The following is an 11,643-nucleotide window of genomic DNA, read 5'->3' as shown; positions in this document are numbered from 1 at the left end:
TTATTTATTTAACAATGCTTTTCGCGCTAACTCCCGCTATGATAAGAGCATTATTTGCACGTTTGAAAGGATGATCATGAAGACCTTATTTAAAGTTATTGGTGTTATATTATTGGTATGCATAGCACTAATTGTTGCTGCACCTTTTTTAATTCCAACTGATACCATTTTTAATAAAGTGTCTGAGCAGGTTGAAAAAACAACCGGGTGCACATTAACCATAAAGGGCGATAAAACCCTCAGTGTATTTCCTGCATTAAAGCTGGAGCTTAATGATGTGCATTTTGCCAATATGCAGAGCGGCTCTCGCGTTGATATGGCAAGTATGCAGCAACTTGCTGTTCATATTCCTTGGCTTTCATTACTCGGTGGCGAACTAAAGCTAGAAAAGTTTGTCATTAATGAGCCTGATATTCTGTTAGAAACCGATAAAAGCGGCAAAGCAAACTGGCAGTTATTTAATGCAGTGGCTAAACAGCCAGAGCAACAAACTCAAACGGGAGAGGCAGTCAAATTACCTGAAAACTTTGATATTCAATTAGGTGAAGTCGCTATTTATGGCGGGTCGTTTACATATTTAGATGGTCAAACGGGTGCTAAACAACAAATTAGCGATTTAGAACTGGCTATATTACTGCCTTCACTGCGCAAACAGCTCGAAGTAACCGGTGCTATTACTTATATGCAAGAGCGATTTGAGCTTGATGTAAAACTTGATACTCCAGCAAAAGCGATTGAAGGCGCCACATTTAATGTAAAGCAAAAACTTAACTCACGTTTAGTAGATTTAACGTTTGATGGCAGCATAGCCAAACAAGGCCAAGACATTAAAGGACTTTTAACACTTAACGGTGATTCGGTTAAAAATATTGCTAACTGGCAAGGAGTTGACTTAAACGCTAAAAACAATGCGTTTAACGCCTTTAGCATCAATGCCGAAATGCACTTACTCGGTGAAGAGTTTAACCTAACTGAATTAGTAGCAACGCTCGATGCACTCGAGATTAAAGGTAAAAGTAAGTTAAATTTAGGCAGTCGCTTAGCTGTCAATGCGGATATTGACTTAGGCATGCTTGATTTAAATCCTTACTTACCTGAGTCCGTAGCTAAAAAAGAAGTCCCAGCAAAAGACGACTCTAAGCCTGCAGAGCCAATAGTGTGGGAAGATACTAAAATTGATTTAAGTGGCTTAAATGCATTAGATGCAAATGTGATTGTCCGTTCAAGTGGCTTAAAAGCGAACGATATTAAACTCGGCGCCAACCAGTTTACTTTAGCACTTAAAAACAGTGTTGCTAAATTAAGCCTAGACAGCTTTACCGCTTACGAAGGAACAGGTAAAGGGGTGGTGACTATCAATGCTCAAAATACCCCGTATAAAATAGCAATCAACTTCGATTTAGATAGAATAGACGCACAGCCATTACTTAGCGATGCTGCAGGGTTTGATAAGCTAATGGGCAAGGGCTCTTTAAACTGGAATCTAACCACAGCAGGGCAAAGCCAAAAAACGTTTATTAACGCGCTCAATGGTAAATTAGGGTTTAAGTTCGCAGATGGTGCGGTTAAAGGGGCGAACGTAGCGGAAATGGTACGTAAGGGGAAAGAGTTAGTTAAAGGTAACTTTAATGCCGTGTCTGAGGGATTAGATACAGGATTTGAGGAATCTGAGAAAACAGATTTCTCTGCACTTTCTGGTAGTTTTAACTTTACCAATGGCGTAGGCAAAAATACTGATTTATCGTTGATCAGCCCTTTAATACGTATTTCAGGTGAAGGAGATGTTGATTTACCGCAAACTCTGGTTAATTACCGCCTAGTAACAGGTTTAGTTGATTCTATTGAAGGTCAGGGTACTACCGATGATAGCACTGGCTTTAAAATTCCCCTGAGGATAAAAGGCCCATTTCATGATGTTGGCATAAAATTAGATATAGGCAGTGCGGTTAAAGATGAAGCAAAAGAAAAAGCTAAAGACAAAATTAAAGACAAATTAAAAGGTTTGTTTGGCTAATTTTAATTACTGATATAAAACAAGGCATCGCTGAGATGCCTTGTTTGTTTTATAACCACCTGTAATTTAGATAAATAGCATAAAAAACCAGTTTCTAATTTAGTGTCCGCATTAAATTAATTAAAAAATAACCTACCACTCCCCTCTCAATGCTGATACAATTGCCCGCCCTTAAGAGACATCTAGTATGTTTTTTGAGTGGAATTCAATCGAAATGTCTTGATTTTAAACAAATTTAAGACAAGTTGTAATTACTACACCGGAGGTCATTAACATGATCCAAATGCAAACTCAGCTGGAAGTTGCTGATAACAGCGGCGCTCGCAAAGTGCAGTGTATAAAAGTCCTTGGTGGTTCACACCGTCGCTATGCAGCGATTGGCGATATCATTAAAGTTTCTGTAAAAGAAGCGATTCCTCGCGGTAAAGTGAAGAAAGGTGATGTTAAAAACGCGGTAGTTGTGCGTACCAAAAAAGGCGTTCGTCGTCCAGACGGTTCATTGATCCGTTTCGACAGCAATGCGGCTGTTATCTTAAATGATAACTTGCAGCCTATTGGTACTCGTATTTTCGGCCCTGTGACTCGCGAACTTCGTAATGAAAAGTTCATGAAAATCGTTTCACTAGCCCCAGAAGTACTGTAAGGAGTCTATCATGGCAGCAAAAATCCGTCGTGATGACGAAGTAATCGTACTAGCAGGTAAAGACAAAGGTAAGCGCGGCAAAGTGCTTTCAGTTGTAACCGAGTCTGGTCGAGTATTTGTCGAAGGCATTAACTTAATCAAGAAACATCAAAAGCCGGTTCCACAGTTGAACCAAGCTGGCGGTATTGTTGAGAAAGAAGCGTCTATCGACGTATCAAACGTTGCGATCTACAACTCGGAAACGAGCAAAGCAGATCGTGTAGGTTTCAAGATTGAAGATGGTAAGAAATTACGTATCTTTAAATCTACTGGTAAAACTATCTAATAGTTGGAGTAGAATGATGGCGAAACTGCATGAAGTATATAAAGACAAAGTAGTTGCTGAACTTCAAGAGAAGTTTGGTTTCAGCTCTGTCATGCAAGTCCCTCAGATCGAAAAGATCACATTAAACATGGGTGTGGGCGAAGCCTTAGCTGACAAGAAGATTTTAGATAACGCTGTTGCGGATTTAGAAGCTATCTCTGGTCAGAAACCTTTAATCACTAAAGCACGCAAATCTGTTGCTGGCTTCAAAGTGCGTGAAGGTTACCCGATTGGTTGTAAAGTAACCCTACGCGGCGAGCGTATGTGGGACTTTTTTGAGCGTTTGGTTTCAATCGCTATCCCACGTATCCGTGACTTCCGTGGTGTAAGTGCTAAGTCTTTTGATGGACGTGGTAACTACAGCATGGGCGTACGTGAACAAATCATCTTCCCAGAAATTGATTATGATAAAGTAGACCGTGTACGCGGTATGGATATCACAATCACTACATCTGCGAAATCAGATGAGGAAGGCCGTGCGTTGTTAGAAGCGTTTAACTTCCCATTCAAGAAATAAGGGTAGGGTTATGGCAAAGAATTCTATGAAAGCGCGCGAAGCAAAGCGCACTAAACTAGTTGCTCAGTTCGCTGAAAAGCGTGCAGCACTAAAAGCTATCATCAGTGATGTTAATACATCTGAAGATGATCGTTGGGACGCGGTACTTAAGCTACAAGCTTTACCTCGTGATTCTAGCCCTGCACGTCAACGTAATCGTTGTAACATTACGGGCCGCCCACATGGTTTCCTTCGCAAATTCGGCATGAGCCGTATTAAAGTTCGCGAAGCAGCTATGCGCGGTGAAATTCCTGGCCTTAAAAAGGCTAGCTGGTAATAGAATCATGGGAGTAAGACTATGAGCTTGCAAGATCCTATCGCGGATTTATTTACACGAATCCGTAACGGTCAGTCAGCGAAGAAAGTATCTGTAACGATGCCTAATTCGAAACTGAAAGTAGCAGTAGCTAATGTATTAAAAAATGAAGGTTACATCGCAGACTTCGCAGTAAGTGGTGATGTTAAACCTGAGCTTTCTATCGAGTTAAAGTACTTCGAAGGCAAAGCTGTTATTGAAAATATCCAGCGTGTAAGTCGCCCTGGTCTACGTATCTATAAGAGACGTGACGAATTACCGAAGGTAATGGGTGGTTTAGGTATCGCTATCGTATCAACTTCTAAAGGCCTAATGACAGACCGCGCAGCACGTAGTGCAGGCGTTGGTGGTGAAATCATTGGTTTTGTAGCTTAATCGGAGGGGAACTATGTCTCGCATAGCAAAGGCACCAATAAACGTTCCTGCCGGTGTAGAAGTTACATTAAAAGGCCAGGAAATCACAGTTAAAGGCAAAAACGGTGAACTTACTCGTACTATCAACAATGCTGTTGAAGTACAAGTTAACGACAACGTTATTACAACTTTACCTCGTGAAGGCGTAGCCAATGCATGGGCACAAGCAGGTACTGCTCGCGCTCTAATCAACAACATGGTTGTTGGTACGCATGAAGGTTACGAGAAGAAACTTCAGTTAGTAGGTGTTGGTTACCGTGCTGCAGCTAAGGGCAAAGTTTTAGACTTAACTCTTGGTTTCTCGCACCCAGTTAATTTCGCAGTTCCTGAAGGAATTACGATTGAAACTCCAAGCCAAACAGAAGTTCTAGTTAAGGGCGTAGACAAGCAGTTAGTTGGTCAAACAGCTGCTAACATTCGTGCATACCGTAAACCTGAGCCTTATAAAGGTAAAGGTGTTCGTTATTCAGATGAGAATGTACGCCGTAAAGAGGCTAAGAAGAAGTAAGGTAAGACGATGGATAAAAAAACAGCTCGTCTACGTCGTGCTAAACGCACTCGTAGAAATTATATTGAACAAGGCACAACGCGTCTTGTTATCCACCGCACGCCACGTCACATTTACGCTCAAGTTGTAAACGCTGAGGGTAATGTACTGGCTGCTGCTTCTACTGTTGAGAAAGCTATTAGCGAAACAGTTAAAGGCACAGGCAACGTTGCAGCTGCACAAGCAGTTGGTAAAGCGGTTGCTGAACGTGCGGCTGACAAAGGCATCGAAAAGATTGCTTTTGATCGCAGTGGCTTTAAATATCACGGCCGTGTGAAGGCGCTAGCTGATGCTGCGCGTGAAGCCGGTTTGCAATTCTAGGAGTAGACAATGGCTAACGTAGAAGCAAAGCAACAACAGCCTGATTTAGCTGAAAAGCTAATCGCGGTGAACCGTGTGTCTAAAGTAGTTAAAGGTGGTCGTATCTTTAGCTTTACTGCACTAACTGTAGTTGGTGATGGCGCAGGTAAAGTAGGTTTCGGTTATGGTAAAGCACGTGAAGTTCCAGCTGCTATTCAAAAAGCAATGGAAAAAGCACGTCGTAACATGATCAACGTAGACCTAAATGGCAACACATTACAGCATCCTGTTAAAGGACGTCATGCTGGCTCACAAGTGTTTATGAAACCAGCATCTGAAGGTACTGGTATCATTGCAGGTGGTGCTATGCGTGCAGTACTTGAAGTGACTGGTGTGCAGAACGTACTTTCTAAATGTTACGGTTCTACTAACCCGATCAACGTTGTACGTGCAACGATCTCAGCTCTTGAGAACATGAATTCTCCTCAGTCGATCGCTGCAAAACGTGGTCTTCGAGTAGATGAGATTTTGGGGTAAACCATGGCTAATAAAACTGTAAAAGTAACACAAGTAAAAAGCTCTATCGGTCGTTTACCGAAGCATAAAGCTACATTACGCGGTCTTGGTTTACGTCGTATCAATCACACTGTTGAGTTAGAAGACACAGCATGTGTGCGTGGTATGATCAACCAGGTTTATTACATGGTTAAGGTAGAGGGGTAATTCGATGCATTTGAATACACTTTCACCTGCTGCAGGTTCAAAAACTGCTCCAAAACGTGTTGGTCGTGGTATCGGTTCTGGTCTTGGTAAGACTGGTGGCCGTGGTCACAAAGGTCAAAAATCACGTTCTGGCGGTAAAGTACGCGTTGGTTTTGAGGGCGGTCAAATGCCTATGCAACGTCGTCTACCTAAGTTCGGTTTCACTTCTCGCAAATCTTTAGTATCTGCAGAAATTAACCTATACGAAATCGCTAAAGTTGAAGGCGATGTGGTAGACCTAAGCGCGTTACAAGCAGCTGGTCTAGTTAAAAAGAACGTTCAGTTCGTTAAAGTTGTTAAATCTGGCGAAGTTTCACGCGCTGTTACCGTTAAAGGCCTTAAGGCTTCTAAAGGTGCACGCGAAGCTATCGAAGCTGCCGGAGGCAAGGTAGAAGACTAAGGAAGTACTAATGGCTAAACCAGGTCAAGATACACAAAGTGCACAAGGTGGACTTTCGGAATTGAAGCGCCGATTACTCTTCGTATTGGGTGCTATCATAATTTACCGTCTAGGTTCATTTGTGCCGATCCCTGGGATTGACGCCGCTGTACTTGCCGATTTCTTCGAGCAACAAAAGGGCACCATTGTTGAGATGTTCAACATGTTTAGCGGTGGTGCGCTTGAGCGAGCTTCAGTGTTAGCACTGGGTATCATGCCGTATATCTCGGCTTCGATTATTACGCAACTATTAACGCATATGTATCCGCCGTTTATAGAGCTTAAGAAAGAAGGTGAGCAAGGGCGTAAAAAGATAAGCCAGTACACACGCTACGGCACGCTTGTGCTTGCTACTATCCAATCAATCGGTATTGCTACAAGCTTACCGGGCATGATGAACGGGTTAGTTGTTAACCCAGGTATGGGATTCTATTTCACCGCAGTGGTGAGTTTAGTAACCGGTACTATGTTCCTTATGTGGTTGGGCGAACAGATAACAGAACGTGGTATCGGTAACGGTATCTCAGTTCTAATATTCGTTGGTATTGTAGCTAACCTGCCGTCTGCTATTGGTTCGACAGCCGAAATGGCGCGCCAAGGTGATTTGAATGTTTTTGTACTGTTGATGGTTGCGGTTATAGTATTCGCTGTTACTTATCTTGTTGTATTCTTTGAACGTGGACAACGACGTATCGTTGTTAACTACGCCAAACGTCAACAAGGTCGTCAAGTATTTGCTGCTCAAAGCACGCATTTACCTCTGAAAGTAAATATGGCGGGTGTTATTCCACCAATCTTCGCTAGCAGTATAATTCTGTTCCCTGGTACAATTGCAAGCTGGTTCGGCCAGGGTGAAGGTCCGGTTGCTGATGTGCTACAAGCAATTGCTACAACGTTGACTCCAGGTCAGCCTTTGTATGCAATGGTTTTAGCCGCGGCTATCATCTTCTTCTGCTTTTTCTACACAGCGTTGGTTTTTAACCCGCGTGAAACAGCAGACAACCTGAAAAAATCTGGCGCATTTATCCCAGGTATTCGTCCAGGTGAGCAGACATCTAAATACATTGATAAAGTGATGACACGCCTGACATTGGCAGGTGCTTTGTATATAACCTTTATCTGTCTGGTGCCCGAATTCATGACTATGGCATGGCAAACGCCATTCTATTTCGGCGGTACATCAATTTTGATTATCGTTGTTGTAATCATGGACTTTATGGCACAAGTACAGACGCATCTGATGTCACATCAGTATGATTCTGTGCTGAAAAAAGCGAACCTTAAAGGCTACGGTCGATAAGGTCAGTTTACGGAGTTGAGCAATGAAAGTACGTGCTTCCGTTAAGAAAATATGCCGTAACTGTAAAGTTATTAAACGTGCTGGTGTAGTACGCGTAATTTGCAGTGAGCCTAAGCATAAGCAAAGGCAAGGCTAAGTAAACAGTCGTGCAGGCTGAGGTTTCTCGGCCTGTGTTTTTAGTTGTGATTTGGTCTTCGTTTGAGTATCCTTACGGGCTTTTCAAACAGATGATTACCAAATTCAAATATAGGAGATGTGTTAGTGGCCCGTATCGCTGGCATTAACGTCCCTGATCATAAACATGCAGTTATTGGTTTAACAGCTATTTATGGCATAGGTAAGACTCGCTCTAAGGCTATCTTAGAAGCGACTGGTATCGCCGAGACCACAAAAATCGGTGAACTTTCAGACGAAACACTTGACGTATTGCGTGAAGCAGTTGGCAAGTACACTGTAGAAGGTGACCTTCGTCGTGAAGTTACTTTGAATATCAAGCGCCTTATGGACCTTGGTTGTTTCCGTGGCCTACGTCACCGTCGCTCTTTACCACTTCGTGGTCAAAGAACAAAGACTAACGCGCGTACCCGTAAGGGTCCTCGTAAGCCTATTAAGCGATAAGGGGATAGTAAAATGGCTAAGACACCAATTCGTCGTAAAAAGGTTAAAAAGCAAGTTGCTGATGGTATGGCTCATGTTCATGCGTCTTTCAACAACACTATTGTAACGATTACCGACCGTCAAGGTAATGCACTATCATGGGCTACTGCCGGTGGTTCAGGTTTCCGTGGTTCACGTAAATCTACTCCATTCGCTGCTCAGGTTGCTGCAGAGCGTGCAGGTACTGCTGCTCAAGAATACGGTTTAAAAAATCTAGAAGTTTTCATTAAAGGTCCAGGTCCAGGTCGTGAATCTGCTGTACGTGCTTTGAATGCTGCTGGTTACCGTATCACCAACATTACTGACGTGACGCCAATACCACACAATGGTTGTCGTCCACCGAAGAAACGTCGCGTTTAACAATAGGTTAGGAGAAATAACATGGCAAGATATTTGGGCCCTAAGCTCAAGCTGAGTCGTCGTGAAGGTACTGACCTGTTCCTTAAGAGCGGCGTAAGAGCTATCGACTCTAAGTGTAAACTTGAGACTGCACCTGGTCAGCACGGCGCTCGTAAAGGACGCTTATCTGATTACGGTTTACAATTACGTGAAAAGCAAAAAGTACGTCGTATCTACGGTGTATTAGAAAAGCAATTCCGTAACTACTACAAAGAAGCTGCTCGCCTTAAAGGCAACACAGGTGAAAACTTGTTACAGCTTTTAGAGCAACGTTTAGACAATGTTGTATATCGCATGGGTTTTGCTAGCACACGCGCTGAAGCACGTCAGTTAGTAAGCCACAAAGCGATTCTAGTTAATGGTCGTGTTGTGAATATTCCTTCATACGTAATTACTCCAGAAGATACTGTTGTAATTCGTGAGAAGTCTAAAACACAAGCACGTATCATCGCTGCTCTAGAGTTGGCTGAGCAACGTGAAAAGCCGACTTGGGTTGAAGTTGACGGTAAGAAATTGGAAGGTAGCTTCAAGCGCCTACCTGAGCGTTCAGATCTGTCTGCGGACATTAATGAACAACTAATCGTCGAACTTTACTCTAAGTAAAGTTAAGAGTTAAGAGAGGATAAAATGCAGGGTTCTGTTACAGAATTTCTAAAACCAAGGTTAGTCGATATCGACGCTATCAACCCAACGCGTTCTAAAGTAGTTTTAGAACCACTCGAGCGTGGCTTTGGTCACACTTTGGGTAATGCCTTACGCCGTATACTGTTATCATCTATGCCTGGATGTGCAGTAACTGAAGTTGAAATCGACGGTGTATTGCATGAGTACAGCGCGAAAGAAGGCGTACAAGAAGACATCATTGAAATACTACTAAACCTTAAAGGTCTAGCGGTAACGTTAGAAGGCAAAGATGAAGTTTTTCTGACCCTGACTAAATCTGGTGTAGGCCCTGTGACTGCGGCAGATATTCAGCACGATGGCGATGTAACAATTGCTAACCCAGATCATGTTATTTGTAATTTAACAACAAATAACAGCGAGATCAGCATGCGTATTCGTGTTGAGCGTGGTCGTGGTTATGTGCCGGCATCTAGTCGTTTATCCTCTGATGACGATGAGCGTCCAATTGGTCGATTGCTGCTTGATGCATCATTCAGCCCAGTTGAACGTATTGCGTACTCGGTTGAATCAGCCCGTGTTGAGCAACGTACAGACTTAGACAAGTTAATCATTGATATGGAAACAAACGGCACTTTAGATCCTGAAGAAGCGATCCGCCGTGCGTCTACTATCTTAGCTGAGCAATTAGATGCATTCGTAGATTTACGTGATGTAACTGAGCCAGAAGAGAAAGAAGAGAAGCCAGAATTCGATCCTATTCTACTTCGTCCAGTTGATGATCTTGAACTAACAGTACGTTCAGCAAACTGTTTGAAAGCCGAGCAAATTCAATATATCGGTGATTTAGTTCAGCGCACTGAAGTTGAGCTTCTTAAAACGCCTAATCTAGGTAAGAAGTCTCTAACTGAAATAAAAGACGTGCTAGCTTCACGTGGTCTTTCTCTAGGCATGCGCCTAGAAAATTGGCCGCCTGCAAGCCTAGCTGAATAATCTAAATCACTATATTAGTTTAGTTAGAAGGATAGGGTCATGCGCCATCGTAAGAGTGGTCGTCAATTAAACCGTAACAGTAGCCATCGTAAAGCGATGTTCAGCAATATGGCAGGTTCTTTGGTGAAACATGAAATCATCAAAACTACTTTGCCTAAAGCGAAAGAGTTACGCCGTGTAATTGAACCTTTAATCACACTGGCTAAGACTGACAGTGTAGCAAATCGCCGTTTAGCGTTTGCTCGCACGCGTGATAATGAAGTAGTTGGTAAGTTATTCAGTGAAATCGGTCCTCGTAATGCGGATCGTCCAGGTGGTTACACTCGTATTCTTAAGTGTGGCTTCCGTGCTGGTGATAATGCACCAATGGCTTATATTGAACTAGTTGGTCGCCCAGCGGCGAGCGAAGAAGTTCAAGAAGACGCGCAGTCTGCAGAGTAAGTCTTAAAGAGACACCAAAAAGCCGAGCTTATGCTCGGCTTTTTAATATCTAAAATTCACACAAAATGAATAAACCTTTTAGCTCTATCTACCTCCAGCTATTATTAGCAATTTTATTTTAATTCCTTTTATCTAATAAAACAGCCTAACTAGAATTGACGAACCATGATGCGAGTGTTTAGGACTGCTATCTTTCTATTTATAAGTAAAGCTATTTAGACTAATAAATATATGACCATGTAACGACTTTTACAGTTTATAGTTATTAATATAAAAAAGTTCGAAATAATTGATACTCACCAATAGCTCATTAACTTTATATAGTAGAGCCCTTGCCTGATGTACTTATTCGCCACTAATCTAAATGGCCATATAAAGCTAAACAATTTGTTTTCTTGATAATCGCTACAATAACTATGAAAAGATTTTCCAAAAAATAAGTTTTTACTGCTTTAAAGGCGAAATATGATTAGGTTTAGTTGTCTTTTTAAGCGTTTAGTCTAAATATCCAGCGAACAGTCATTTATTTCAAGTTTTCTGCAAAAAAGGGTTGATCTGTTTTCGGATCTCCCTATAATGCGACCCCACTGAGACGGCAGAACGCAACGCATAGCGAGGCAGGAGCTACTCAGTGAGTCGAGTAAAACTTAGTTTTAAAAACGTTCAAGTTTAACAAAATCAAGTGTTGACAAAAAAATAGGAAAGCGTAATATGCGCAGCCCTAGCGAGATAAAGTTTAACGCTTTAATCGCAACGTTCTTTAACAATATAAAGCAATCATCTGTGTGGGCACTCGTACAGATTGAGTTCTAACAGCCAAGCTACTTAGGTAGTGAGGCAAACAAATTTAGAGTCTCAATTGAAACTGAGTGACCAA

Annotated in this window: 18 protein-coding genes; all 18 read left to right on the top strand. The window is 42.2% G+C overall.

Annotation, left to right across the window (positions count from 1 at the left end; translation table 11 throughout):
* Positions 1 to 76: 76 nt before the first annotated feature.
* Entirely contained in the window at positions 77 to 2,014 is a 1,938-nt protein-coding gene (locus AB8618_RS14655) for an AsmA family protein (RefSeq protein ID WP_413400907.1), read from the top strand.
* A 274-nt stretch (positions 2,015 to 2,288) separates the two neighbouring features.
* Positions 2,289 to 2,657: a 50S ribosomal protein L14 gene (gene rplN, locus AB8618_RS14650; protein ID WP_008115397.1), complete on the top strand. Its 369-nt coding sequence runs from the start codon at positions 2,289 to 2,291 to the stop codon at positions 2,655 to 2,657.
* A gap of 10 nt (positions 2,658 to 2,667) precedes the next feature.
* Positions 2,668 to 2,982, top strand: a complete 315-nt coding sequence (gene rplX / locus AB8618_RS14645) for a 50S ribosomal protein L24 (RefSeq protein WP_004589210.1) — start codon at positions 2,668 to 2,670, stop codon at positions 2,980 to 2,982.
* A gap of 16 nt (positions 2,983 to 2,998) precedes the next feature.
* Positions 2,999 to 3,538, top strand: coding sequence for a 50S ribosomal protein L5 (gene rplE, locus AB8618_RS14640; protein ID WP_010392500.1), 540 nt, complete (start codon positions 2,999 to 3,001; stop codon positions 3,536 to 3,538).
* A gap of 10 nt (positions 3,539 to 3,548) precedes the next feature.
* Complete coding sequence (rpsN, locus tag AB8618_RS14635) at positions 3,549 to 3,854, top strand: 30S ribosomal protein S14 (protein WP_010554914.1); 306 nt, start codon at positions 3,549 to 3,551, stop codon at positions 3,852 to 3,854.
* Positions 3,855 to 3,875: 21 nt separating this feature from the next.
* Complete coding sequence (rpsH, locus tag AB8618_RS14630) at positions 3,876 to 4,268, top strand: 30S ribosomal protein S8 (protein WP_008115392.1); 393 nt, start codon at positions 3,876 to 3,878, stop codon at positions 4,266 to 4,268.
* Positions 4,269 to 4,281: 13 nt separating this feature from the next.
* Complete coding sequence (rplF, locus tag AB8618_RS14625) at positions 4,282 to 4,815, top strand: 50S ribosomal protein L6 (protein ID WP_008115390.1); 534 nt, start codon at positions 4,282 to 4,284, stop codon at positions 4,813 to 4,815.
* A 9-nt stretch (positions 4,816 to 4,824) separates the two neighbouring features.
* Positions 4,825 to 5,175: a 50S ribosomal protein L18 gene (gene rplR, locus AB8618_RS14620; protein WP_008115388.1), complete on the top strand. Its 351-nt coding sequence runs from the start codon at positions 4,825 to 4,827 to the stop codon at positions 5,173 to 5,175.
* 9 nt (positions 5,176 to 5,184) lie between these two features.
* Positions 5,185 to 5,691: a 30S ribosomal protein S5 gene (gene rpsE, locus AB8618_RS14615; protein WP_008115387.1), complete on the top strand. Its 507-nt coding sequence runs from the start codon at positions 5,185 to 5,187 to the stop codon at positions 5,689 to 5,691.
* A 3-nt stretch (positions 5,692 to 5,694) separates the two neighbouring features.
* Positions 5,695 to 5,877 carry a 50S ribosomal protein L30 gene (gene rpmD / locus AB8618_RS14610; RefSeq protein ID WP_008115384.1) on the top strand — a complete coding sequence of 61 codons (183 nt, stop codon included), beginning with the start codon at positions 5,695 to 5,697 and terminating at the stop codon, positions 5,875 to 5,877.
* A 4-nt stretch (positions 5,878 to 5,881) separates the two neighbouring features.
* Positions 5,882 to 6,316: a 50S ribosomal protein L15 gene (gene rplO / locus AB8618_RS14605; RefSeq protein WP_008115382.1), complete on the top strand. Its 435-nt coding sequence runs from the start codon at positions 5,882 to 5,884 to the stop codon at positions 6,314 to 6,316.
* 10 nt (positions 6,317 to 6,326) lie between these two features.
* Positions 6,327 to 7,655 carry a preprotein translocase subunit SecY gene (gene secY, locus AB8618_RS14600; protein WP_008115380.1) on the top strand — a complete coding sequence of 443 codons (1,329 nt, stop codon included), beginning with the start codon at positions 6,327 to 6,329 and terminating at the stop codon, positions 7,653 to 7,655.
* Positions 7,656 to 7,677: 22 nt separating this feature from the next.
* On the top strand, positions 7,678 to 7,791 hold the full coding sequence (gene rpmJ, locus AB8618_RS14595) for a 50S ribosomal protein L36 (RefSeq protein ID WP_002959476.1): 114 nt from the start codon (positions 7,678 to 7,680) through the stop codon (positions 7,789 to 7,791).
* Positions 7,792 to 7,916: 125 nt separating this feature from the next.
* On the top strand, positions 7,917 to 8,273 hold the full coding sequence (gene rpsM, locus AB8618_RS14590) for a 30S ribosomal protein S13 (protein ID WP_008115377.1): 357 nt from the start codon (positions 7,917 to 7,919) through the stop codon (positions 8,271 to 8,273).
* Positions 8,274 to 8,285: 12 nt separating this feature from the next.
* Complete coding sequence (gene rpsK / locus AB8618_RS14585; RefSeq protein ID WP_002959471.1) at positions 8,286 to 8,672, top strand: 30S ribosomal protein S11; 387 nt, start codon at positions 8,286 to 8,288, stop codon at positions 8,670 to 8,672.
* A 21-nt stretch (positions 8,673 to 8,693) separates the two neighbouring features.
* Positions 8,694 to 9,314 (top strand): 30S ribosomal protein S4, encoded by a 621-nt coding sequence (gene rpsD / locus AB8618_RS14580; RefSeq protein WP_002959461.1) that lies wholly within the window; start codon positions 8,694 to 8,696, stop codon positions 9,312 to 9,314.
* A gap of 24 nt (positions 9,315 to 9,338) precedes the next feature.
* A complete protein-coding gene (locus AB8618_RS14575) occupies positions 9,339 to 10,325 on the top strand; it encodes a DNA-directed RNA polymerase subunit alpha (RefSeq protein WP_008115371.1) in 987 nt (328 codons plus the stop codon).
* Positions 10,326 to 10,364: 39 nt separating this feature from the next.
* Positions 10,365 to 10,766, top strand: coding sequence for a 50S ribosomal protein L17 (rplQ, locus tag AB8618_RS14570; RefSeq protein WP_008115370.1), 402 nt, complete (start codon positions 10,365 to 10,367; stop codon positions 10,764 to 10,766).
* Positions 10,767 to 11,643: the final 877 nt, after the last annotated feature.

Source organism: Pseudoalteromonas sp. RW-H-Ap-1 (genome assembly GCF_048318575.1).
Lineage (GTDB): Bacteria > Pseudomonadota > Gammaproteobacteria > Enterobacterales > Alteromonadaceae > Pseudoalteromonas.
The sequence above is the reverse complement of the archived record's forward strand: the minus strand, read 5'-3'. Positions and strand labels throughout refer to the sequence as shown.